The sequence below is a fragment of the Candidatus Krumholzibacteriota bacterium genome (assembly GCA_016931295.1).
Classification (GTDB): domain Bacteria; phylum Krumholzibacteriota; class Krumholzibacteriia; order Krumholzibacteriales; family Krumholzibacteriaceae; genus JAFGEZ01.
Genome location: JAFGEZ010000005.1, coordinates 34,518 through 58,818, shown reverse-complemented (window position 1 = coordinate 58,818; position 24,301 = coordinate 34,518). Strand labels below are relative to the sequence as shown.

Sequence of the window (24,301 nt, the reverse complement as noted above, 5' to 3'; positions counted from 1 at the left end):
CGAAGCGATTCTGACACGGGCGGGATTCGGTGTCAAACAATTGCCCGGGCGGCGGCCGTTCCGGGGAGTTGACGCGCGGCCGGGCGCGGGAGTTTTCTTTCGCGCGCCGCGGGGGATTTCGCTATACTACGGCCCGTGGCATGACGTGCGCCCGTAGCTCAGCTGGATAGAGCAACGGACTTCTAATCCGTAGGTCGCAGGTTCGAGTCCTGCCGGGCGCGCTTTCTGTTTTGCACAACATGTTGCCGGACCGAATGGTGGATGCGGCGGCTTCGTCGCAGCGTCTCGGGACTCCGACAGCCGTATCTTCACGGTCGGGCACGCTGCATTCCTGCCATGGTTCCCGTGCGGGATTCGGTGAAGTGCCGCCCGAGCGGCACTTTTAGTGTCAAAAGGCCGTGCGGTTGTGCCATAATTCAGTGCCGGCCCGGAAAAGATTCGTCGCGATCGATATCGTCCGCGAGATGGTCGCTTTGCAGGATGAAAAAGAGGAACAGGAACGAGAAGCGGCGTGCGCCCCGCGCGTTCAGGGGATGCCATGAATATCTCGCTCTCGCGGGAGTGGGGATGCTCGCGAGAATCCCCTTCCTCGGCGCATTCGATCTCGTCACCTATGACGGGACGTACTACATAAACCACGCCCGTTCGTTTTTCGATGCCGCGTACCGTGCGAGCGGCTTCCCGATCGGGTATCCGGTGGCTATCGCCCTGCTCCTTCCGATAGTGCGCGACGGCGTGCGTGCCGCGCAAGCTGTCTCCCTCATCGCGGGGGTCGGCTCCATCCTCGTCTTTTTCGCGCTGTGCAGGCGCTTCGTCGAGCGGCGCAACGCCCTCCTCGCGAGCCTGCTGCTTGCCCTCACGCCCCTGTTCATCCGGCTGTCGACGATCACCATGTCGGAGTCCCTGTACCTCTTCTGCGTGCTCGCGGGCCTCCTGCTCTTCGCGCAGAAGAGACATCTGTATTCCGGGCTGCTCTTCGGCGCGGCGGCGATCACGCGTCCCGAAGCGCTCGGCGTGCTCGTCGTGCTGGCGATCGTCATGATACGCCGGCCGAAACAGCTGCTCGTTCTTCTCTCGGGATTCGTCACCATCTATGCACTCAATGTCGCGGCCCAATCGCTGTCCGGGAATCACCTCGTTCTGATTTCCAAGACCGGCCTTTTCGGAACGAGCGCCGAACAATGGAAGCTGCGCGAGGGATGGCTGGCATTCGCCGGGAGTGAGCAGGCGATCGAGGCAGTGCGCGGCAACGACGGGATCCTTGCGGTCGCGGCCGATTACCTGAAGCGTATGCCGCGGGAGCTATTTTTGCTGGCTCGGCACGTATCGCCAGTGCTCTTTCTCCTGGGGCTTCTCGGCATGTTCAGGAAGCGCTCGTTCCTGCTCGCCGCCATGATCTCGTTTCTTCTTTTTCCCCCGTTCACGTTCAGGAGCGAGCCCCGCTTCATCTATCCGTACATCCCGCTCCTGCTGCTCTACGCGTTCGTCGCCGTCGAGGGCATAGCGAGGCGCGGGTACCGGAATGCTGCATTGGCGTTGGGCGTTCTGTCGTTCGGCGCCTGTTGCATCCTGAACAGTGACCAGGTGACGCAGCCGGTGTCGAACGGGTATGGGTGGGCGAAGCGGCTAGGGCGCCGCTTCGACGGGCAGATTTCTCCGGTCGATGCGGTCGCCGACCGGAAACCGTTCTTCGCCTTCTATGCGGGAGGGCGGTACGTCGAGATCCCCGTCGGACCGTACGACACGACCCTCGGCGAGCTATGGAAGAACGAGGTCGAGTATCTCGTTCTTCATCCTCCGCTCATCCATGTCATTCGGCCGAAGCTTCGGCCGATCCTCTACGACGAGGCGGTCGTGCGGGGCGAGTTGAGATATTCGCAGATCTACTTCGCCTCCGGTGTCGCGGCGATCTACCGGCGGAACGCGCGTGCCGGGGAACTCGAACGGCGGCGCCTCGTCCCTGAAAGCGGTATGCGCTGCTCGGGCCCGGCATGGTCTCCCGATGGAAAAAGTATCGCGTACCGGACGATCGATCGATACGGGAGAGGAGAGATCCGCGTGATTTCGATCGGGGGCGGGCAACCCAGGCGCATCGCGGTCGGGGAGGGAATCGAGGATCCCGTCAGTTGGGCGCCCGACTCAAAGCGGATCGCGTTTTCGCGACTGACCGGCGAGGGGTACGAGATCTGCGTATTGGACGCGTCGGATCACGTAGAGTCGGTGATCGTGGCGGACGGCAGGAACGTGTCTCCCTGCTGGTCGGGCGACGGCGGGGAGATCGTGTTCTGCTCGGATCGCTCGGGCGGGAGCGAGATATGGGTGAATGATCTCGAGACCGGGCGATCGGAGCGGCTCACCGCTGTCGGCGGAATAAGCTATCCCGCTCTCTCGCCCGACGGAAGACGTGTCGCGTACATACGGAAGGGCGACGGCCTGTGCGTGCTCGACAGGCGTTCCGGCGCCGTCGTCACTGTCGAGTCGCCCAAAATGGTTCATTTCAGGCCGGCTTGGAGCCCGGACGGCGGATTCATCGCCGTCACGGCCAAGGACTGGGGGAACACGGATATATATGTCATGGGCGCCGATGGCCGGAATGCGCTGCTTCTCACCAAGGGGGGTGTCAAGGAAGGCATGCCGGCATGGAGTCCGGACGGCGAGTCCATCGCCGTCGTCTCGGTCACCGACAGCAGCATGGCCATCGACATCCTGACGGGCATCGCACCGTACAGGGACAGCATCCTCGAAAGGAACACGATAGAGGTGTTCAAATCTCCGCGGCAGGGCGCATCCCTGTAACGCGTGAAAGACGTAGTTGACTGCAGCCGCTGGAAGCCGAGCACCGGGCGGTGCGCCCGTCGATTCGTTTTCCCGCCTCATATCCCGATTGACGCTCGCGCGGCCGTCGCGTAGCATGATTCTCGAAGCGGCTGTTTCAATCAATACATCGCACGTGCGGGCTTCCTCCGGTGCGTCGCGTCGGCGGTTCGCCCGAACAAGGAGGAAGACATGAAACGATCGATCCTGCCGGCGCTCGTTCTCGTCGCCGTGCTCGCATGTCCCGGCGCCGCCGAGATCGCGGACGCCGTCAGCTACCAGGGCGTCCTCACCGACGCCGGGGGCGTCGCGGTGCCCGACGGCGCCTACCCGATCACCTTCAGGATCTACAACGTCGCCTCGGGCGGCACGCCCCTCTGGGAGGAGACGCACCCGTCCGTGCAGGTGACGAAGGGGATCTTCGGTGTGATGCTCGGATCGGTGATGAAGCTCGACCTCCCGTTCGACGCGCGCTACTACCTCGGCGTATCGGTCGGAGCGGAGGCGGAACTCGCGCCGCGCGTCGAACTCTCGGCGACACCCTACGCCTTCGCCGCGAAGGGGGTCCACGGCGAATCGAACATCTTCCCCTCGAGCGGCAACGTGGGCATCGGGACGTCGACATCCCCCGGGTATCCCCTCGTCGTCACCGGGGAGAGCGACACACAGGTGGGGATCCTCTACAACGGTCACAACGGCAGCTACTCCAGCATCTACGTGAACGCCGCGGAGTCCTCCTCGCGTCCCGCCATCGGGTACATGCGGGGCGGGCTGCGCGCGATGACCCTTTTCGACACCGACGACCACTTCAGGACCCGGATCGACGGCGTCAATCTGCTGAGCCTCGCCCCAGACGGCGATTACGGCATCGGCGTCTACAGCCCACTCGAGAAGCTCGACGTGGCGGGGGCCGTCCGTCTCGGCACGACGGCGAACACGCACGCCGGCACGATCCGCTGGACGGGGAGCGACTTCGAGGGATACGACGGCTCGAACTGGCAGTCACTCACCGGATCGGGCGGTGGCGCGCTCCCGCCGGGGATCCTCGGCATGACGCTGCGCCACGACGGCATGGAGTGGCACCAGACGAGCAACCTCTACAACGACGGCATCCACATCGGCATCGGCACCACGTCGCCGGCGACGGACGTGCACGTCAGCGGCACCGGCACGGTGGGGGAGCGGATCTCGACGGCGAGCACGAACGGCCGTTCGGAGATCGATCTCAAGACGCCCGGGGGCGATTACGACTATCTCCGCCTCGCGAAATACGCCGCCGAGGCGGTCGGCACGACCGCCAACGGCATTCCGCTGGCGAACCTCTCCATGATCCATGCCGGGACCGCCGCCGGGCCGATGCTGATCGACGTCATGACGGCCGATCCGCTCATGTTCGCCACGGGCAACGTCGAGCGGATGCGTCTCGACGCGACGGGCAATCTCGGGCTCGGCACGACCGAGCCCGCCGCGCGCCTGCACGTGGACGAGGACGTCAGGATCGGCGCCGCCTCGCGCAACGGCAGCCTCACCCTCTACGACGAGCTCGAGCAGACGACCGCGGCGCTCATGTACGACGTGAACGGCGAGGGCGGCTACTTCTACGTGAAGCGCGATCCGACCTACACGGCGTTCCGCGTGGACGGCAACTACAACGGCACGGGCGATCCGCTCGTCTCGATCTTCGGCACCGGCGGCTCGGCGGTCTTCGACCTCGGCACGACCGGGGACGACGCCGTGCGTCTGCCGGCGAGCTCGATCTCGAACGCCGAGATCGTGAACGAGGCCGGCGCGGCGAGCTTCGAGGAGGGGGGCCTCGGCGTCACGATCGAAGCCAGTCCGGCGATCACCGTGATCGCCTCCCAGAGCATCACCGTGCCGACCTCGGGCTACGTGCTCGCCATCGCGACCTGCCAGGCGCAGATCGGACACGTGACGGGAGAAACGATGGGAGCGAACTTCGGCGTGTCGAACAACGCGTCGATCTTCCCGGCGAATCAGGACGTCTACCTCGGGTTCGCCGGCAATTCGCCCACGGGGACCTACAACGTGCCCGTCACCTGCTCGGGGCTCTTCCAGGTCTCGGCGGGGACGCGGAACTACTACATGCTCGGCACCACGTTCGGCGGCACGTATCTCGCCTACGACCGGCAGCTCTCGCTCGTCTTCATCCCCACCGCCTACGGCACGGTCGAGCCGACGATCGCTGGTCCGGGCGAGGATGTCCCCGGCGAGCCGATGACCGCGGCCGAGCTCGACGCCCAGCGGGCGGCGTCGATCGCGGCGAACGTGGCCCGGATGGAGCGGGAGCTCGCCGAACTGCGCGCGCAGGTGGAGTCGCTGCGGCAGGAGGAGCCGGTGGAGTAGGAAACACGCGGCGCGGTCGAATACACGTGAGCCCGGGGACCCCCCGGCCCCGGGCTCGTCGCTTCGGTTCGCTCCACTGCTTCGAGAATGAATCTATCTGTAGAAACCCTTGATCGCTCCCCACGATGACGCTTCCGTGCCGATCGTGATGTCGTGCGAGAAGGCGGTGAAGCACTCGCCGCCGTCGCGCGCGCCGTCGAAATCCTCGTCGGCGAAGGCCCAGACCCGCAGCCCCTCGCAGTAGCGCCACGTGATCTCGAGCTCTCTCGTGTCGGAGTAGTTGTTGCCGTTCGCCGCCGGCGTGAGAGCGGCGATGTCGCCGATCGGCACCACGGGGCTCGCGATCCGGACGCCGTTCACCGTGATCCGGGGATCGCAGTCCGCGCGGTCGTACCAGTCGAAGATGAGAACGACGTTCCTGAAGATCCGCGGCGTGTTGCTGAAGGCGTCGACGACGATCGTGAAGGGATTCTCGTTGAAGAAATACCCGTCCAGCCCCTCCCATGACGGCATGAATCCGTAGAGGCCGGGCGCCTGGTAGATCGTGTGGTCGATCTCGTCGGTGTTCGTCTCGAGGAGCACCTCGCCGCCGCGATCGTAGGCGGCGTCGTAGAGCGGATGCCCGGGGGCGACGGTGTAGTATTCCGACGTGTCGTACATGTAGAGTGCAGGCGCGGTCGGGTAGACGATCAGGCAGGGATCGGCGGCGGCGCCGGCGGCGCCGAAGAGGGCGGCCGCGAGCGCCAGCGAGATGATGATCGATCTCCGGTTCATCGTTGTGTCTCCGTTTCGGACTGCCGGGTCCTTTCCCGGTCGCCGCGTTTCTGTCGGGCGCCCGCCGATGACGGGCGATTGATGGCGCCTTCACCTGTACGGACAAAGCATAACAAATAATATTGTAACTGTCAACATTGCAATAAAATGAGATCATTATTAATAATTATTACAACGAGTTGCGGGTTCCATCGACGGGTGGCGCGGAGATGGGAGGCGAGCCGTCGCGGTAAAAATAATTGACCCCCGCGGCATTCCGCCGCGGGGGTCGGATTCGTTCACTGACGGGGGGGTGAATCAGGAGAGGCTGTCGAGCGCTTTCCTGATCTCGCCGGGGTCGGGCATGACGCCGGGATCGTCCGAGACCCATGCGTAGCGGATGATGCCCTTCTTGTCGATGACGAAGGCGGCGCGCTTGTCGACGCCCTTCAGGGGGCCGAGCTCCTCGTGGAAGGCGCCCCAGGCGGGGCCGACCTCGCGGTTGAAATCGCTGAGGAGCTGGAAGGGCAGCTTGAGTTCGTCCTTCCACTTGGTGAGCACGAAGGGATTGTCCACGCTGATCGCAACGACATGGGCGTCGAGGCCCTTGAACTCGCTGAATCCGTCCCTGAACGAGCACATCTCCGCGTGGCAGGGCGGGCTGTAGGCGAGGGGGAAGAAGAGGACGACGATGTTCTTGACGCCGAGATGATCCGAGAGCGTCCAGGTATCCTCCATCGTCATCGGGATGGTGAAATCGGGGGCCCGATCGCCGACGTTGAGCGTTGCCATGGTGGCCTCCTCCGTGTGTGGGTGATAGTCGCGAGCCGTATCGAGAACTGTTTCGATCATGGACCACCGGGCGACGCCGGTCAACCCGAATCCAAACGGACTCAGTCCCCTGGCAGGGCGACAGGAGCCTTTCCGTCGAGCTCGTCGAGAAGGAAACGGGCCGATCCGGCGCTCGCGCTGTGGGGGTAGCTCGCGATCAGTTCCCTGTAGGCGTCGCGGGCCGCCACCGTGTCGCCGATCTCCTCGACGCAGGCGAACCCGATCATGAGCAGCGCCTGCGGCGCGTATCGATGACGCGGGTGGAGCGTGACGATCTTTCGCCACGTCTCGATGCGCCGGGCCGGATCGCGCAGGCCCTGCGCCCGGTCCCAGAGCGCCTCGGGCGTCTCCGCCGCGCGGGCGGGCGCCGGGTGCCCCCCGCTGCCGCCGGCTCGGCGCCGTCCTGCCGCAGGCGAACCTTTCTCGTAGAGGCTGCAGCAGGCGCGGCGGAACTGGCGCCGGTCCGTGCGGACGTATCCGGCGTTCTCGATCATCTGCCGATGCTGCCGGTCGTTGATCCCGCCTGATAGCAGGAGGATGTTGTCGTGTTCCCGTTCCTCGAGAAGCGCCTTCACCTCGCCCCAGTCCCGGGGATGCCGGAAGTTGATGTCGGCGACGCGCCCCCGGCGGAGGCCGCGCAGGTAGTAGTCGAAGTATTCCTTTTGGTGCGCCACGGTGACGAAGAGCGTCCTCTCCGCGTCGAGGATGCGGCTCGACGCGTACTCTGCCGCCTCGCGGAACTGCTCGCCGGACGGCCGCGAGTAGAGTCGCGTCGAATAGACGAGCTGGTCGGTGAGGAGCGCCGCGAGGAGGACCGCCGCGGCCGCGTGTGCCCCGCGGGGCAGGGGGACGAGGGCCAGGGCTCGCGCGACGAGCAGGATCGCGGCCGGCAGCGAGATGATCATGTTCCGGTTGGTCAGGATCGGCGAGGAGACGCGGGAGAGGATGAACGCCGCGGCGAAGGGGGCGACGGCCCAGAGGACGAGGCCCGCCTCCCGCGAGACCGCCGCGCGGCCGAGGACGCGCCACGACCGGCGGGCGACGGCGACGCCGAGCGCGGCGAGGGCGAGCGCCGGCGCTGCGGCGAGGGCGATGCGGCCCATGATCCGGGAATCGTCGAAGAAGAATCGCCAGACATGGAGCAGATGGTACCACGGGCTGAACTGCGGGCGCCGGATCCAGATCGGCCCGCGGGCGAGTTGCTCGCGCATCGCGGGGAGCCAGGGAACGAACACGAGGAGGACGGCCGCGTAGAGCCCGGCGGCCCGGAGGAGCGCGCGGCGGTCGGTGGCGAGGAGCGCGAAGGCGAGAACGCCCTGGAGGGCGACGAGCAGCAGGCCGAAGTAGTGCGTGTAGCAGGCGGCGATCGCCGCGGCGAAATAGAGGATCCCGTCGCGGCGGGGCAAAGTGGCGGTTGTGCGGAGGCCGCGGATCATCCCGGTCCAGAAGAGGGTCGAGAGGATCGACAGGAGGAGCAGCAGCGAGTAGGCGCGCGCGATGCGGCTGTACGTGACGGGGCACCAGAGCGTGGCGATCATCGCGGCGGCGTAGAGCCCCTCGCGCCACGAGAAGAGCGATCGACCGAGGAAAAAGATCGCGACGGTCGACAGGATGCCGAAGAGCACGGAGGGGAGCCGAAGGGCGAGAGCCGACTCGCCGGCGGTCCGCTCGACCGCCCACATGAGGATCTGGTAGCCGGGCGGATGTACGTCGGGGACGACGCCCTCCCTGACGACGTCGATCGGTGATGAGAAATCGCTCCGGTACCAGGTGGAGAGCTCGTCGTTGTTGAGGGATGCTGCCGTGCAGTTCCACAGGCGCAGGCCGGCGGCGAGCACGATGAAGATCAAAAGGGCGGCGGCGATCTCGCCGCGTCCGCCCGTGATTTGCCGAAAGCGCGTCATCGCTTTGATACTTCCTTGAACCGAGGGTGAGAGCCGTCCGGATAGTATATCAGATAAGCGGCATCGCCGGCAACCGACAAGGCATTTTCCTTGACCTCGCGCGGCGAGCGGGTACAATAAGGCGCGAACCTGCCGGGGATGCGGGGATTGGGAAGGGTTCGAAGGTTCGTTTCTTTTTTTTACGCAGGAGGCATGGTGATGAGTGGTGTCAACAAAGTGATCCTCATCGGCAATCTCGGCGCCGATCCGGAGGTGCGTCACACGCAGAGCGGAAGCCAGGTCGCGAACTTCCGTATCGCGACGAGCGAGGTCTTCAACGACCGTGACGGCAACCGGCAGGAGCGGACCGAGTGGCACCGGATCGTCACCTTCGGGAAACTGGCCGACATCTGCGGCCAGTACCTCAGGAAGGGCAAGCAGGTGTACATCGAGGGCCGGATCCAGACGCGCGACTGGGAGGACAAGGACGGCAACAAGCGGTACACCACCGAGATCGTCGCCAACACGATGCAGATGCTCGGCCGCGCGGGCGACCAGGGGTATGTCCCCGGCGAGGCTCCGCAGCGCGCCCCCGCCGACAACGGCAGCCAGGCGGCGCCGGCGGACGATGACGACGACCTGCCGTTCTAGCTGACCGGGGCGCGACCGGCGCGCCCGCGGGGCGGAACGGTTTGCCCGGCACGCTGCGCGCCGTTTCCCGGACGAGGTTCGACAAGGGACGCCGGGTTCTCCCGCGGGGAGAGCCCGGCGTTTTCCGTTGCCCGCCGGGGCGGGCGGCGCGGGGATGGGGCCCTTCCGCGCCCCGTGGATTTCTTCTTGACACCCTCCTGCACGCTTCGTATCTTTACTATGGTTATAGTAGATATCCGAGCATACGAGGAGGAAAGATGAAACGGAAGAAGCCGAAACTGACACCCGTCGAATGGGAGGTCATGGAGGCGGTCTGGGCGATCGGCGGGGCGCCGTCGGTGCGGGACGTGCTCGAGCGCGCCTACCCGCGCGGGGAGAAGGCCTACACCACGGTGCAGACCGTCATGAACACGCTCGAGCGCAAGGGGTTGCTGCGCCGCAAGAAGACGGGGCTCGTCAACTTCTACGAGCCGGCGCGATCGCGACGGGACCTGGAGCGGGACGAAACGGCGTCGATGATCCGGCGGGTCTTCGGCGGATCCCCCGCCGCCATGGCCAGCGCTCTCCTGTCCCTCGACGGCCTGGGTCGCGAGGAGATCGACGAGATCAAGCGGCTCGTCGCCAGGAAGGAGCGGGAGCTCGGAGAGGAGGGATCGTGAACGCCGCAGTTTTGATCCTGAACGAATGGGGACAGGCATGGGCCGGCTATTTCGGCGTCGCCGTCCTCCAGAACACCGTCGTCCTCGCCGCGGTCCTCGTCGCGCTGCGCCTCATGCGGCGTTCGCCGGCGGGCGTGCGCCACGCCGTGGCGGTCGTCGGGCTCCTGAAGCTGCTGCTGCCGCCCTTCCTGCCGCTTCGCCTCGGCGGGCCGGCCACCGTCATCGCCGCGCGGCTCGGCCGGGCGGTCGGCGCGGAGGGATTCACGGCCTGGTGGGAGACTGCGGGCGGCGCGGCGCGGACGACGGCGATGCCGGCGGCCGCCGGCGCCCGCCTCGATCCGGCCGCGATCGCCTTCCTCGCCTGGGGCGTCGTCGCCTGCGTCCTCCTCGCGTGGACGGTCCGGGCGACGGTGCGTCTCGCGCGCGACCTGCGCGCGGCGACGCCGGCGCCCGGCGCCGGGCGCTACGAGCAGGAGACGGGCGTGCAGGTCATGCGCAGCGAACGGATCGTCCTGCCCCTCGCCCTGTGGCTCGTCCCGGGCAGGGTCTTCGTGCCGCCCGCGTGGGACGGGTGGACCGACGAGTGCCGGCGGATGGTCGTCCGGCACGAGGCGGCTCACCTGCGCCGCCTCGACGGGCTCGTCCAGGCGCTGCAGCGCCTGGTCCGCGCCCTCTACTTCTTCCATCCCCTCGTGTGGGTCCTCGATCGCCGCCTGGAGGACTGCCGGGAGATGGCCTGCGACGACGACGCGGTCGGGCCCGAACATCGCGCCGGCGTCGCCTATTCGAGGTACCTCGTCGAGATCGCCGAGTCGCTCGTGCGCCCCCCGGCGCCGGGCGTCCCGGCCTCCTCGCTGATCGGCGGACGCAACGGCCTGCTCCGGCGGGTCAGGTATCGAATGGAGGAGGATGTCATGCGATCGATGTCGAGGAAACGTCGGCTGCTCGCGGTCTGCGTCGCGGGCGTGCTCGCCCTCTCGCTGTCGTGGTACGGGGCGACGGCGCAGGAGCAGGCGGATCCCCCGCCCCCACCGCCTCCGGCGCAGCCTGAGCGGGAACCGGCGCCTCTGCCGGTGGCCGAGCCGGCGCCGCCGGCCGCGAGCGAACCCGCCGCCGCTCCGGCGCCCCTCCGGGCGCCCGCAGCGGTCAGCATCGTGATCATGAGGAACGACGTGTTCGTCGACGACGAGCGCGTCGAAATCGACCTGCTCGCGGACCGTCTCGAGCGGATCGCGGCCGACGCCGGGGAGAAGGCGGTCGTCGAGATCGTCGCCGCCGACGACGTGCCGATGGAACAGGTGCACGCGGTGCACCGCGCGCTCGTTGCGGCGGGGCTCTCCCGCGTCCGCTACGACGGGCCGCATCGGCAGGCGATTCCCCTCGTGCTGCCGCCCCCGGCGGCCGCGGAGCGGATCGAGTCCCTGCCGGCCAAGCTCGTGATCGACGTGCTGATCGGCGGCGACGGGCGCGTCTCCGTCGACGGCGAGACGGTCGAGATGGAGCGATTCGTTTCGATCGTCGAAGGGCGCCTGGTCGGCGAGGGGAGCGGGAGCGTGGTCAGGCTGCGCTCCGCCCCGGATGCGCCGAAGGGCGCCTTCCAGGATGTCCTCGAAGCCCTGAACGAGGCGGGCGCGAACCGCGTGTTCGTCGATTTCCTGGAGACGCCCGGCGACTGACGGTCCCGCAGGCGCGACACCCTCGATCCGTCGCGGGGCGCCGCAGCGCGCGGCGCCCCGCCCTGTTTCTCGCGGCCGCGTCCTTCTTTCCGCGGCCTCCCGCCCACTCTCCCCGATTGCGGCCTGCGCCCGGACGGCGTATAGTCGAAGCCGACGCTTCGACGAACCCCCGCTTACGGAGGCATGCAGCGATGACCAGATCGATCCGTTCTCTCGCCGCCGCACTCGCCGCGATCCCGCTTTTCGCTTCCTGCACCCTCGTCCACGAACCGCCCCGGGAGAACGTTTCGATACGGACCGAGACGATGCGCGGCGTCATCGAGTTCCTCTCGAGCGATCTCCTCGAGGGCCGCGCGCCGGGGACGCGCGGCGGCCGCCTCGCCGAGGAGTACATGCGGAGCGTCATGCGCACGCTCGGCATCGAGCCCTGGCAGGGATCGTATTTCCACGAGTTCACCCTCGAGGGCTTCACGCTCGAGTCGCTCGACATCGAGGCCGCGGGCGTGCGCCTCGCCCTCGGCGACGACGCGGTCGGCTCGTACGTGGGGGGCGGCGGTCCCTTCGCCCTCGAGGGGGAGGCCGTCTTCGCCGGCTACGGGATCGACGCCGCGGACTGGGAGTGGAACGACTACGGAGACGCCTCACTCGCGGGGAAGATCGCGATCGTCCGCGTGAACGAGCCGGGGCGGGACGACCCGGACCTCTTCGAGGGGCCGGCCATGACCTACTACGGCCGCTGGACGTACAAGATCGAGGAGGCGGCGCGCCGCGGGGCGCGGGGGATTCTTCTCGTCCACACGACGGAGACGGCCGGCTACGGCTGGCCCGTCGTCCGCAACTCCTGGGGGGGCGAGGAGCTCTACCTGCCGTCGATGATCGGCGGCGACCTCCTCTTCCGCGGCTGGATCCGCGAGGAGCGGCTCCGCGAGATCCTCGCGGAGGCGGGGCGGTCGTTCGACGAGCTCTGCCTGCTCTCCGAGACGCGCGGCTTCCAACCCGTGCCGCTCGGCTTCTCCGTGTCGATCTCCGGGACGGCGGCGCACCGGTCCGTGACCGCGCGTAACGTCGCCGGCGTCATTCCCGCCGGCTCGCCGGCCGGGGACGGTCGGGCGATCCTCCTCTCCGCGCACATCGACCATCTCGGCCTGAATCCCTCCCTCGAGGGGGACGGGATCTTCAACGGGGCGATCGACAACGGCGCCGCCGTGGCGGCGATGATCGGGACGGCCCAGGCGCTCGCCGAGCGCAGGCGACAGCTCAGGCACCCGGTGATCGTTCTCGCCTGCGGGGCGGAGGAGGCGGGGCTCCTCGGCTCGCGCCGCTTCGCCGCCGGGCTCGACTCGTCGAGCGTCCTCTGCAACGTCAACTTCGAGTCGTCGCCCGTCTGGGGGCCGTCGCGCGACCTCTTCGCCGTCGGCGCGCGCCACTCGACGCTCGACGGATTCATGTGCGAGGTGGCCGCGGAGATGGGACTCGAATACGGAATGTTCTCGATGTCCGAACAGGGCTTCTTCTACCGCTCCGACCAGTTCAGCTTCGCCCGGCGGGGGATCCCCGCGATCTGGATCTCGGCGGGGGAGGATTTCGAGGACGGCGTGAACCATATCCGGGAGTTCTTCACCGGCGAGTACCACACGCCGGACGACGAGTACGATCCCGCCTGGACGCTGGAGAGCACGGCGCAGACCGCCGAGGCGGCCGCCCGGCTGGCCGTGCGCGTGGATCGCGCGGGGGCGGTGGTACGCCTGCGGGGCCGGCGCGCCTTCCCCGTGGGGGAGTAGCCGCGCGGCCTTATTTTTCTTGCATAATTCCGCAGGAGGCTATACATTAAGGCCTCCAAAAGCAGACTCGAGCACGTGGTGCGCCGCTAGCTCAACTGGCAGAGCAACTGACTCTTAATCAGTAGGTTCGGGGTTCGATTCCCTGGCGGCGTACCATTTAACTTCTTCCCTGACAATCAATAACGCGACCATGCCCGCTTTGGTTGGGTCGTGGAATCGTCTGCGGTGCTGGCGGCGATTGATCCAAATCGTCCTCGACATATCGGTGGTCATGGTCCTCGTCTTCACAACCCGCGGTCAGGAATTGTTCCGCTTGAAGACCGCGTTTTCGTATGATACCCTATATTTATGAGCGGCTTGAAGATATGCCATTTGCTGCTGTGCTTCCTCCTCGCGTTTGTCACCCTCGGCACGGCGGCGGCGGAGGCTGCCGCGCGACCGCCCGGATTGTCGCTGCCGGCCGTCGACAGCCTCTTCGCTGCGGGTCGGTACGATACGGTCGCCGCGGCGATACCGGGGATGCTGGAAACGGCAAGATCTTCGGGCGATTCGGCGGCTGTCGTCCATCTGCTCGTCCTGCAGGGACGGATGGAGCTCGCATGGGATGCTCGCAGGGCCGAAGCGACCCTCGAGGCCGCCCGCCTGACGGCCGAGGCCGCGGGCGACACGGCGGGCTGGTCGGACGCCCTCGGATTCAAGAGCATCGCGACCGCCTTCCTCGGCAGGTACGAGGAGAGCGTCGAGCTCAACGGGAAACGGCTGGCCCTGTGCGTGCGCTCCGGCGACCTCGCCGGGGAAGCGTGGGCGAGGACCGGCCTCGGATACGTCTACCTCAAGACGGGCCGGTTCGAGGAAGCAGAATCCGAGTATGCCAGGGCAGCCGGGGTGTTCGAGCGCGGCGGCCGGACACACGAACAGCTGATCGCCCTGGTCGGTCTCGGACGGGCCCTCAACGCGCGCAAGCGCCCGGACGCGGCCCGCGACGTCTACCGGCGGGTCCTGGAGACGAGCATCGAGATCGACGACACGGCGCGCCGGTCCGAAGCCCTCAACAACCTGGGCAACCTCGAATACCATTACGGCGACATGGCCGTCGCCGCCCAGTACTTGCAGCGCGCCTACGAGTTGAACCTCTCCATCGGCGACGGGCGTGGGGCGATCGTCCCCGCCACCAATGTCGCCCTGGCCAAGTCCTACCTCGGCCAGTACAGCGACGCGGCGGCGATACTGCTGGAAGCGCTGGAGAGATGCGAGACGCGAGGGTACCGGGACCTCGCCGGCATGGTCCTCTGCACGCTGGGTCAGGTCCGGCTTTCCCAGGGCCGGACCAATGAATCGGCCCGCATCTATCGACGGGCGCTCGCCCTCGGGGAGGGGCTCAGCCGCAAGCAGCGCGACGATGCCGCATACGGTCTCGCCCGCGCGCTGGCATCGAGCGGAAAGGCCGATTCCGCGGCCGCCGTCCTGGTCGACGCGCTCGACAACGGAATGCTCGCCGAGTTCGAACCGGGCATGGGGCAATATCTCTCGCGGTGCCTCCGCCGGCTGGGCAGAAACGAGGAGGCCCTCGCACGGGCCCTGGCGGCGGTGGACGCGGCACGGCGCACCGGGTCGCTCGAGGACCGCTTTTTGACATCCCTCGAGCTGTGCGCCGCCTACAGGGCGACCGGTGACCCGCGCGAGTCGCGCGACTGGTATCTCCGCTCCGTGGACACGCTCGAGGACTTCAGGCTGAGCACGGGCGCCCTCGAGTGGCGGGAAGCGCACGGCCGGATCCGCGACCTCGTCGACGTCGGCCGCGTGCTGCTCGAATACCCGCCGGAGGACTCGTTCGAGACACGGGCCGCCGCCCTCTTCGACCTGCTGCAGCGGTTCAAGGCCCGCACGCTCGCCGAGCGGATGACGGCGCGCGGACAGCGCCGCACCGAGAATGAGGAGGCAGGGCCGGTCCAGACGATACGGCTGTCCGCCCTCATGGAAGAGGTCCTGCAGCCGGGGGATCTCTTCGTCGATTTCGCGGTCGGCGATTCGGTCACCTTCCTCTTCGCCGTCGATTCCCGCTCGTTCCGGCTCGTCGAATTGCCCGGACGCGATTCGGGTCTCGCCGAAAAGATATCATTCTTTCTGGAAGGGCTTGACAGACCGCCCGGATCCGATGGCGGCGTCGATATATCCGCGGAAGAGACGGCCCGCATCGGCGCGTCCGTCTCTCGCCTCCTCCTCGGCGAGGTGGACAACATGGTGCACTCGGCGAAACGGATACTGATCTCTCCCGACTCGTACCTCAGCGCCGTCCCCTTCGGCGTCCTGCCGGCGCCCGGACCCGATCGCGCCCGCCTGCTGATGGATGCGTACGAGATCGAGTACCTGCCGTCCGCCACGGTCCTGGCTCTCCTTCGCGACCGTCCCGCCGGCCGGGGGGACCGCGCGTCTGCGGGCGGCATCGTCGCGCTGCTGCCGGCTGGAGACGCCGGGATGAAGGGGGCGGCGAAAGAGGTTTCGACCATCGCCCGGATGCTCGAAGGCGTCACGATACGGGAGGGGAAACCGGATCTGGATTCGCTTGGAGCGGGCACGGACGGATTCGAGGTCTTTCACGTCGCGGCCCATTTCGTGGCGAATAACGAGAAACCATGGTTCTCCGGGATACTGCTCGGGGCGGGGCCGCGGGAAGCGGCGGGGCCGTCCGGCACGGGCGTCGGCAGCGGCGAAGGCGCAGGCGTGCCCGTCGATCCCTACCTGCGGGCGAAGGACATCGCCGCCCGCACCATACCGGCGAAGCTCGCCGTTTTGTCGGGATGCGAATCGGCCCTCGGACGCGCCAGCAGCGGTGAAGGGGTGCTGGGCCTGACCTCGGCCTTCCTCAGCGCGGGTGTACCCGTCGTGGTGTCGACCTCATGGCCCGTCGACGACGACGTCACGGCGACGCTCATGTCGGCGTTCTACCGGGGACTCGCCGCCGGCAGTCCGGTCTCCATCGCCCTCACCTTCGCGAAGAAAGAGATACGAAGCGATCCCCGCACGAGTCATCCCTTCTACTGGGCGGGATTCGTCGTGGTCGGCGACGGCTCGCTCGCGGTGGATATCCGCCCTTCCGATCCCCGTCTTCCGGTCCCGGTTCTCACGGTAATCCTTTTCATGCTGTCGGTGATCGTGCTTGTATGGTTCAAACTCGATGCCTCGAGAAGAGAATCCGGCGGCCAGGTGTGATTTCTTTGCCATGCAGGTGTTTAACAACAAGAGAGAGCCGGACGCGCGTACCGACGAAGACCTGATCCTGATGATACAGGAGGGCCCGGACTCCGAGGCGGGCAGGTCGGCGGCGGAGGCGCTTTTCGGCCGGTACAGGCGGCGGGTCTACCTGATGTGCTACCGCTACGTCGGCGAGCACGAACGCGCGCTCGACATGAGCCAGGAAGTCCTGCTGAAGGCCTACGAGGCCATCGGCAGGTACCGGCACACTTCGGAGTTCTCCTGCTGGCTGTTCACGATCGCGCGCAACCGGTGCCTCAATGCGCTCCGATCGGTCAGGCTGTGGGACTGCAGCGAAGCCGACCCGGAGTCGCTGCCCGGCGGCTGGATCCTGCCCGACCGGGACGTCGAGGAACGGGAGGACGAGGAGAGGATGCTCGAGCTGATCAGGAAGACGCTTGATCCCCTCGAGCAGCGGGCCGTCTGGCTGCGGTGTTTCGAGAAGGTGCCGGTCGACGAGATCACCGAGCTGCTCGGCATCGAATCGGCTTCGGGCGCCCGGGGTGTCTTGCAGACATCCAGGCGCAAGTTGCGCGCCGCCATGAACAAGGGATAATCGCCATGAAATGTATCGACCCGGAATCGATAGAAGAGGTCCTGGCGCTCCCGCCCGATTCGCCGCGTCGGCGGCACCTCGAGGAGTGCCCGCGCTGTTCGAGCATGCTCCTGCTCTACCGGAGCTTCATGGCCGGGGAAGCGGCGGCGGGCTCGGATCCGATCGACGCCGACGCGCGCCTCGAAGCCTTCATGCGGGACGCGACGGCCGCCGGCACCGATCCCGGCGGCAGGGAGCAGCGTTCGCGCCCGGCCCGTCTCGCCGGCATACTCGTCTCGAGGCCGGTCCTGGCGACCGCGGCATCCGTGCTGATCGTCGCGGCGGTGCTCTGGTGGTCGCCTTGGACCGATCGGGCGCCGGTTCTGCGCGGCGAGGGCGAAGCACCTCCCGCGTCGAGGCCGGTGTCGCTCCTCGCGCCGCGGACCGTGGACGACGGCGCGGTCATGCTGTCGTGGCGCTCCCTCGACGGGGCCGATGCATACCTCGTACGCGTCAGGAACGCCGATCTCGAGGAGATCGCCGGCTTCGGACCCTCGCCGGACACCGTCCTGGTGCTGCAACGATCGATGCTCCCGGCGGGGACGGCGGCCACGGTCTTCTGGCGGGTCATCGCGCTGACGAGGGGGGACGAGACCGGTCGCTCCGCCCCGGCTTCCATCGACCTTCCAGTTGCGGACGGCGAATAGCGGTCCGCATCCCCTTCCCGACGGACGTAACCCGATCTTCCCCGCACGGAGGAGATGCCTTCCGCGGCGCGGTCCGGTAACGGCACGGAAAAAGGCCGGCCCCGGAGACATCGAAGGTCCCGGGACCGGCCCTCCCCTAGGCCGCCGCCCTGAAGTCCGGATCATCTCAGCAGGATCATCTTGCGCGACGCCGTGAACGCGCCCGCCCTGAGCTTGTAGAAATAGATTCCCGAGGCCACCGTACGGCCGTTGTCGCTCTTGCCGTCCCAGACGCAGGTGTGCACTCCCGCCTCCAGCTCGCGATCGCTCAGCAGCGTCCGTATCCGGCGGCCGGCGACGTCGTAGATCCGCAGGCTCACCCGTTCCGGGCGGGCGAGCCCGAGGCGTATCCTCGTGATCGGGTTGAAGGGGTTGGGATAGTTCTGCTCGAGGAAGCTCGCACTGGGCACGTCGGCGTCCTCGACCCCCGTAATCGAGCACCCCTCGCCGTGGGCGCCGATCTGCACGCCGCAGCTGTTGCCGGCGGGGAGGCACGGCGAGCTGTCGCCGACGGTCAGGTCGCCCGTGGACAGGCCGCACAGCAGCGGGTTCTCCGAGATGTTGCCCGAGACGCCGAGTTGACCCGCGATGGAGCCCGTCCAGTCTCCGCCCGCATTGCCGTAGATGTCCGAGCACGAGAACGAGGCCGTGCTCGTCTCGTCGACGTGGACGCCGGGGCCGTCATGGTCGTAGGCCAGCAGGCAGTTCTCGAACACGGGGTCGGCGTTGACGAGGACCGACACGGCGCCGCCGCCTCCGGTGGTCGTGTTGCCCGCCACCGAGCACCCGGTGAAGGTGGCCTGCACGTTGCCGCGCAGGTACATCCCCCCGCCCTCCGAAGCGGTGTTGCCGAAGAAGCTGCAACCGGTCACCGGGCCGTACGAGTAGACGACGGCGAGGCCGCCACCGTATCCGGCCGTGTTGCCTTCGAAGACGCACGCGTCGAGTGTGGGGAAGCTGTTCACCGTGAATATCGCGCCGCCGCCTCGCGTGACCGCCTGGTTGCCGTCGAATATGCAGCCCAGCATGACCGGCGACGAGAAGTCCGTCGCGTACAGCCCCCCTCCCTTCTCGCCGGCCGAGCAGCCGTCGAAGACGACCTCGGTCAGCGCGGGCGAGGAATGGTCGACGCACCCGAGCCCGCCGCCGTCCGTATCGGCCGTGCAACCAGCGAACCGGACGTTGAATATCGCCGGCGAAGCGCCGGAGCACCGTATGCCGCCGCCGGTTGCGGCGTGGCCGTTGAGGATCGTGAAGTTCTCGAGGATCGTATCACCGGTCTCGCCCGACTGGAAATTGAAGGCCCGGTGCGGGCCGGCGGCGCTGCCCTCGCAGTCTATGACCACCAGCTCGGCCGTCCCGCTCCCCGACCGGATCCGTATCCGCTTGCCCTGCGTGTCGAGGTCGCGGTTCCCGTCGCCCGTGTAGGTGCCGTTGCCCAGCTCGATCACGTCGCCGTCGGCAGCGGCCGCTATCGCGGACTGGATGTCCGGGTACTGCCCGCTTCCGTCGGCCGCGACGCTGAGGGTGAAGGCGCAGCTCACCGGGCGCGCGCCCTGGAGGCCGCACCCCGAGGCGGCGCATGGCGATTCGGCGCTGAGCCCGAAATCTCCGGACGGGGCGTCGCAGAACATCGGATCCGCCGAGATGTTTCCACCGACCCCCTCGAGGCCCTCAATGCAGTTGTTGTAGTCGCCGCCTGCGTTTCCGTAGACGTCGTTGCAGATGAACTCCACCTCGCTGTCCACGGAGCAGTAGGTGGCCGCTCCGACGGTGCTCGAGGCGAGGATGCAGTGGCTCACCGTCACGGATGCTCCGTGGCGCAGGTAGATGGCGCCTCCGCTCGGCGCGGCGTTTCCGTAGAAGGTGGAGTTGTTGATCTCGTGGCCCGAGCCGTAGTCGAAATGCACCGCACCGCCCCAGGCGTAGCTGTCGTTCCCGTCGAAGAGGCATCCGGACGCGGAGAGAGTCCCGTAGTACGCGTACAGCGCGCCGCCTCCCCAGTGCCCGTAGTTGCCCTCGAAATCGCAGTCCTGCACGAGTACGGTGCAGTCCGGGTTGACGCGCAGGCCGCCGCCCGCGTTGCTGGCGCTGTTTCCGGTGAACAGGCAATCGGTCACCGTGCCCGAGGCCGCGTCCGTGTAGAAGACGCCCCCGCCGTCGGACGATGTGCACTGCTCGAAGCGGCAGCCGTCGATATCGACGTCGCTCGCGTTGGCCTGGACCCCGCCCCCGTAGTTCCTCCACCCGTTGCGTATCGTCAGGTCGGCGAGCAGCACCGTGCCGCCGGTAACGCTCTGTATCGTCAGAGCCCGGCGCGGTGTGGTCTCGTTCCCCTGGCAGTCGATGACGCACGCGGCCGGATCGCCGCTCTCCGACCGGATGGTGCAGGGGATCCCCACGCTGACGTCGCGGTTGCCGCTGCCGGTGAAGGTCCCGTCGGAGAGCAGGATCAGGCTTCCGGCGGTCGCGGCGTCGATCGCCGCCTGTATGGTGGGATGGTCGCCCGAGCCGTCGGCCTTCACGACGTAGGTCTGGGGGCCGCATCCCACCGGCCAGGCCCCGATCAGGCCGCAGGCCGACTGATCCTCCGCGCACGGGGACAGGGAGTGTATGGCGAACTCCTCGGGTTCGTTGTCGGGGCAGTACATCGGGTCGGCCGAAATGTTCCCGTCCACGCCGAGCTGGCCGCTCAGGCAGCCGGTGTAGTCCCCGTTGGCGTTCCCGTAGAGATCGCAGCAGTCGAGGTCGACCGCCGAGCCGCTCACGCAGGCTATCACGTCACCGGTGCCCGACTGGCCGGTGAGAAGCACGCGGGTCAGCACGGGGAAGGAACCGACCACCGACATCGCCATCCCGCCGTTCGTGCCGGAGTTCTGGTGGAAGGTCGAAGCGGTGATCGCTGGATTGGCGCCCGAGTTGCAGTAGCCGGCGCCGCCCCACGCGGCGCTGTTGCCGACGAATGTGCAGCCCGACACGGCGGGGGCGCAGTCCTCGAAGATGAACCCTCCCCCGCCGTGGGCGGAGTTCCCGGTGAAGAAGCAGTCAGTGACCGCTCCCGTCGACCCGTTCCAGTACGAGACGGCGCCGCCGTTCTCCACGGCGTCGTTTCCACGGAACGTGCAGCCCGTGAAGGTCACGTGGGCGTCGTCCACGTACGCGACTCCCCCCCGGGTAGCCGCGCTGTTGCCCTCGAAGCTGCAGTCGTTGAAGGTCGCCGTGTCACCGGGTTCCACATGGATCACTCCGCCCGTGAGATCGCAGGTGTTCGAATCGAACTTGCAGTTGTTGAAGACCGGGCTCGACCCGTAGACCACCCAGATCGCTCCTCCGCTGATGGTCGCGGAGCAGTTCTCCACCACGACGTTGTTTATCGTCGGAGCGCTCCCCCCGAAGTAGAGGGCGCCGGCGTGGTCGAAATAGCCGTTCCGTATCGTCACGCTCTCGAGGACCGTCCCGGGCCCTTCCCCGTTGTAGAACCGGAAGCCGCCCTGGAACTGCGACGAGGTGCCCTGCGGATCGATGATGCAGTTCTCGCTGTTGCCGCTGGCCGACCTGATGGTGATGGCCTTGCCGAGCAGATCGATCGCCCTGTTGCCCCCGCCCGTGAAGACGCCGTCGGCGAGCTCGATGACGTCCCCGTCACCGGCGGCGTATATGGCGAGCTGGATGGTGGGGTAGTCGCCGGTGCCGTCGGGCTTGACCAGGTAGACGTGCTGGCCGGTGGAGCCGCATCCCTCCTCGAGCGCGCCGACCCAGCCGCAGTCGATATTCTGAAGATTGTGGCAGGGAGAATCGTGTGCCAGGGTGTAATTATCGCCGCCGGCGTCGCAGAAATACGGGTCGGCCGAGAAGTTGCCGTCGACGCCCAGCTTGCCGTCCAGGAAGTGGACGAAATCCCCGCTGGTATTCCCGTACACGTCGCTGCAGCTCAGCGCGATGTTCGCGCTGCTGTAAGGCTCCACCCCGACCGGGCCGTAATACCCGCCGTTATAGGCGATGATGCAGTTCTCCACCTCGGGCCATGCCTCGCCGCCGAGCCGGATCGCTCCCGATTCCTGGGCGTAGTTGCCGACGAAGGTGCAGCGCGTGATCAGCGGGTAGGCGGGAACCGACGAGGATATCGTCAGGGCGCCGCCGCTGTTGTTCGCGTGATTGTCGCGGAAGATGCACCGCTGTATGGTGGGTTCCGCGTCGCCGATGGAAACCGCCCCGCCCGAGTTCATCCAACCGCCGATGATGGTGAGGCCGTACAGCCTCGCCGAACGCGACTGCCCCGAATCGAAGGTGAACGCCCTGTGAAGGTCGGGGTACTCCGGGCCGCCCTGGCAGTCGATCACGGGAAGGCCCTCGTGCCCCGTCAGGCTCTTGATCTCGAATTCCTTGCCGTTGAAATCGATGTCGCGGTTGCCCTCGCCGGTGAACACGCCGTCGGCCAGATAGATCCGCACCCCGGCGGGCAGGGCGTTTACCGCCGCCTGTATCGTCGGAAAATCGCCGCTGCCGTCCGGGTAGACCATCACGAAGACCGGGGGCGCGACCTCTATCGTCTCGAGGCGGTCGTTGTTCCCCTCGTCCGACTCGGGCACGACCACGCCGACGTCGGCGAACGCCTCCACCTCGATCGTGCCGCCCCACGACCCGGCGATGACGAACGACTCCGCGGCCACGGTCTGACCGGCGGGAACCGGAGGCGTGTCGAGCCAGGGCGCCGCGATGTCACCGTCGACCCAGGCTCTCGCGCTCGACGCGGGAGCGTCGGTGCCCCCCTGGTTCCTCACGTATACGGTGACGGTTATCGGCGTGTTCGCTTCGGCCGTGTTGGGCTCGATATGGTCGATGACGAGATCCGCCATGGCGGCAGGCTCGATGACCAGCGGTTCCGTGGCGGTGTTGTTTCCCCCGTTGGTCTCGGGAAAAAGCGAGGTCACGTTGGCGTGGGCGGAAAGGTCGAAGGTGCCCCGCCAGAGTATTCCGAGGTTGCAGGAAACCGACACCATCTGCCCGGCGGGGATGACGGGAGTGCTGATATTCCCGCACACGATCGTTCCGTCGAGGGATATGCTGGTGCGCGACATCTCGGCGTCTCCGGCCCCCTGGTTGTAGATGAAGGCCGTCGCTGTCACGGCGCTTCCCTCGATATGGGTATCGGGGTCCAGATGGTCGATCACGAGATCCGGTTTGAGGCGCATCGTCAGTACGTCCATGTCGCAGTTGTTGTCCTCGTCCGCCTCGGAGACCGTGTCGTAGATGTCCGCGCATACCTCGATGTCGTAGTCTCCCGCGGGGAGCGGATTGAGGTAATAACCGACGATCGCGCTGTTGCCGGCCGGCAGGTCGCCCGTGCTCCATGTATGGACCGTGGTGCCGCCGACCTTCAGCGAGGTCGTGGAGGCTCCCGCGGCCGCCCCTCCCATGTTGGTGATGGTGGCCTCGACCCACGCGCTCTCGTCCTGGTAGTTGTTCTCGAACGCGATGGAGGAGACCATGAGGTCGGGCTCCGGGTCGGGGCTCGCCGCCTCCACCCTCAGCGTGTAGGTGCCGCCCGCGGTGCTCACGGTATTGTTGAAGACCACGAGGGCGTAGGTGCCCGACTCGAGCGCGAGGAAGGTATGGGTCGTCTCCACGCCGCCCGGGGCGAGCGCCATCTCCCAGAGCGACTGGCCCCGGGACAGCCAGACATCGTCGCCCCCGGCGTAGAGCAGCGCCATACGGACGTCGTCGTCGGGCTGGGTCGTCTCGAGCGAGAAGTCGTAGTGCTGCCCCGAGGTGAGCGTCACGTCCCACACGCGGAACAGGCCGCAGTCCCAACCCGTTCCGCCGTACGCCACCGCGACGTCCTGGGCGAGGGTCAGCTCGCCGAGCCCGGGCTCCCAGTCGATCACGAATGTCGCGTTCGTCTGCGGGACGTTGAAGACCTCCACGTAGCCGTGTTCCGCGGTGGTCCAGTTGCGCACCAGGAAGTTCGTCTGACCGTCGTAGGTTGAATTGCCGAGGTTGACGCCGTTCCCGTACTCGTCGCTCCAGGCTGCGAGATACGTGTCGTAGGCCGGCTCCAGCGGGCCCACGGCCACGCCGGTCCACTGCAGGTCGGACTGGTAGAACTCGAACATCTGCGGAATGACGGTGTAGCTCGCGCAGTTGTCGGGGTTCAAGGCCAGGGCCGCGTGCGCCGGGACTGCCGACAGCAGGATGATGACGAATACCGGAACGAGGGCGCTCAGGCAGCGCTCGGGTTGAAAGCGCGATCGCATCGGGTTCCTCCTCGCGTATAACCGTTCGATTGAAAAGTGAGATGCCGGCCTGGAAAGGCAGCCGGACGCGGCCGGAAATAATCCGGCGCTCACACCCGGAGA

Annotated in this window: 13 protein-coding genes and 2 tRNA genes; 11 read left to right on the top strand and 4 right to left on the bottom strand. The window is 67.2% G+C overall.

Features of this window, described 5'->3' with window-relative positions:
- The first annotated feature begins 147 nt into the window (after positions 1 to 147).
- The 3 genes from JW876_02390 (at position 148) to JW876_02380 (ending at position 5,178) form a co-directional block, all read left to right on the top strand.
- A tRNA-Arg gene (locus JW876_02390) sits at positions 148 to 221 on the top strand.
- Positions 222 to 480: 259 nt separating this feature from the next.
- Positions 481 to 2,796 carry a PD40 domain-containing protein gene (locus JW876_02385; protein MBN1884358.1) on the top strand — a complete coding sequence of 772 codons (2,316 nt, stop codon included), beginning with the start codon at positions 481 to 483 and terminating at the stop codon, positions 2,794 to 2,796.
- Positions 2,797 to 3,006: 210 nt separating this feature from the next.
- The gene (locus JW876_02380; protein ID MBN1884357.1) at positions 3,007 to 5,178 is read left to right on the top strand and encodes a hypothetical protein; all 2,172 of its coding nucleotides are present in this window, start codon (positions 3,007 to 3,009) and stop codon (positions 5,176 to 5,178) included.
- 93 nt (positions 5,179 to 5,271) lie between these two features.
- Here the strand turns inward: JW876_02380 and JW876_02375 are convergent, their stop codons facing one another.
- From JW876_02375 to JW876_02365, 3 genes are all read right to left on the bottom strand, one after another.
- On the bottom strand, positions 5,272 to 5,952 hold the full coding sequence (locus JW876_02375; protein ID MBN1884356.1) for a hypothetical protein: 681 nt from the start codon (positions 5,950 to 5,952) through the stop codon (positions 5,272 to 5,274).
- A 297-nt stretch (positions 5,953 to 6,249) separates the two neighbouring features.
- Complete coding sequence (locus JW876_02370; protein MBN1884355.1) at positions 6,250 to 6,723, bottom strand: redoxin domain-containing protein; 474 nt, start codon at positions 6,721 to 6,723, stop codon at positions 6,250 to 6,252.
- A gap of 101 nt (positions 6,724 to 6,824) precedes the next feature.
- Positions 6,825 to 8,666 (bottom strand): glycosyltransferase family 39 protein, encoded by a 1,842-nt coding sequence (locus tag JW876_02365; GenBank protein MBN1884354.1) that lies wholly within the window; start codon positions 8,664 to 8,666, stop codon positions 6,825 to 6,827.
- Positions 8,667 to 8,858: 192 nt separating this feature from the next.
- On the opposite strand from JW876_02365, the gene JW876_02360 reads away from it, so the two are divergent.
- The 8 genes from JW876_02360 to JW876_02325 all read left to right on the top strand — a co-directional run bounded on the left by JW876_02360 (position 8,859) and on the right by JW876_02325 (position 17,906).
- Entirely contained in the window at positions 8,859 to 9,296 is a 438-nt protein-coding gene (locus JW876_02360; protein ID MBN1884353.1) for a single-stranded DNA-binding protein, read from the top strand.
- Positions 9,297 to 9,553: 257 nt separating this feature from the next.
- The gene (locus tag JW876_02355) at positions 9,554 to 9,955 is read left to right on the top strand and encodes a BlaI/MecI/CopY family transcriptional regulator (protein ID MBN1884352.1); all 402 of its coding nucleotides are present in this window, start codon (positions 9,554 to 9,556) and stop codon (positions 9,953 to 9,955) included.
- The gene (locus JW876_02350; protein MBN1884351.1) at positions 9,952 to 11,631 is read left to right on the top strand and encodes a hypothetical protein; all 1,680 of its coding nucleotides are present in this window, start codon (positions 9,952 to 9,954) and stop codon (positions 11,629 to 11,631) included. Before JW876_02355 ends, JW876_02350 begins: the two co-directional genes overlap by 4 nt.
- Before the next feature lie 191 nt (positions 11,632 to 11,822).
- Positions 11,823 to 13,412: a M20/M25/M40 family metallo-hydrolase gene (locus tag JW876_02345; GenBank protein MBN1884350.1), complete on the top strand. Its 1,590-nt coding sequence runs from the start codon at positions 11,823 to 11,825 to the stop codon at positions 13,410 to 13,412.
- 80 nt (positions 13,413 to 13,492) lie between these two features.
- Positions 13,493 to 13,568 (top strand) — tRNA-Lys (locus JW876_02340).
- A gap of 216 nt (positions 13,569 to 13,784) precedes the next feature.
- Positions 13,785 to 16,622: a tetratricopeptide repeat protein gene (locus JW876_02335; protein ID MBN1884349.1), complete on the top strand. Its 2,838-nt coding sequence runs from the start codon at positions 13,785 to 13,787 to the stop codon at positions 16,620 to 16,622.
- A 70-nt stretch (positions 16,623 to 16,692) separates the two neighbouring features.
- Positions 16,693 to 17,220: a sigma-70 family RNA polymerase sigma factor gene (locus JW876_02330; GenBank protein ID MBN1884348.1), complete on the top strand. Its 528-nt coding sequence runs from the start codon at positions 16,693 to 16,695 to the stop codon at positions 17,218 to 17,220.
- 5 nt (positions 17,221 to 17,225) lie between these two features.
- A complete protein-coding gene (locus JW876_02325) occupies positions 17,226 to 17,906 on the top strand; it encodes a hypothetical protein (protein MBN1884347.1) in 681 nt (226 codons plus the stop codon).
- Between the two features lie 161 nt (positions 17,907 to 18,067).
- On the opposite strand, the gene JW876_02320 is transcribed toward JW876_02325, so the two are convergent.
- The gene (locus tag JW876_02320) at positions 18,068 to 24,199 is read right to left on the bottom strand and encodes a T9SS type A sorting domain-containing protein (protein ID MBN1884346.1); all 6,132 of its coding nucleotides are present in this window, start codon (positions 24,197 to 24,199) and stop codon (positions 18,068 to 18,070) included.
- Between the last annotated feature and the right edge of the window lie 102 nt (positions 24,200 to 24,301).

What these genes read in the sequence shown, in the direction of transcription:
- JW876_02330 (MBN1884348.1), top strand. Translation starts at nt 16,693, where the DNA reads ATGATACAGGAGGGCCCGGACTCCGAGGCGGGCAGGTCGGCGGCGGAG.
- JW876_02320 (MBN1884346.1), bottom strand. Translation starts at nt 24,199, where the DNA reads ATGCGATCGCGCTTTCAACCCGAGCGCTGCCTGAGCGCCCTCGTTCCG.
- JW876_02365 (MBN1884354.1), bottom strand. Translation starts at nt 8,666, where the DNA reads ATGACGCGCTTTCGGCAAATCACGGGCGGACGCGGCGAGATCGCCGCC.
- JW876_02385 (MBN1884358.1), top strand. Translation starts at nt 481, where the DNA reads ATGAAAAAGAGGAACAGGAACGAGAAGCGGCGTGCGCCCCGCGCGTTC.
- JW876_02355 (MBN1884352.1), top strand. Translation starts at nt 9,554, where the DNA reads ATGAAACGGAAGAAGCCGAAACTGACACCCGTCGAATGGGAGGTCATG.
- JW876_02375 (MBN1884356.1), bottom strand. Translation starts at nt 5,952, where the DNA reads ATGAACCGGAGATCGATCATCATCTCGCTGGCGCTCGCGGCCGCCCTC.
- JW876_02360 (MBN1884353.1), top strand. Translation starts at nt 8,859, where the DNA reads ATGGTGATGAGTGGTGTCAACAAAGTGATCCTCATCGGCAATCTCGGC.
- JW876_02380 (MBN1884357.1), top strand. Translation starts at nt 3,007, where the DNA reads ATGAAACGATCGATCCTGCCGGCGCTCGTTCTCGTCGCCGTGCTCGCA.
- JW876_02325 (MBN1884347.1), top strand. Translation starts at nt 17,226, where the DNA reads ATGAAATGTATCGACCCGGAATCGATAGAAGAGGTCCTGGCGCTCCCG.
- JW876_02370 (MBN1884355.1), bottom strand. Translation starts at nt 6,723, where the DNA reads ATGGCAACGCTCAACGTCGGCGATCGGGCCCCCGATTTCACCATCCCG.
- JW876_02345 (MBN1884350.1), top strand. Translation starts at nt 11,823, where the DNA reads ATGACCAGATCGATCCGTTCTCTCGCCGCCGCACTCGCCGCGATCCCG.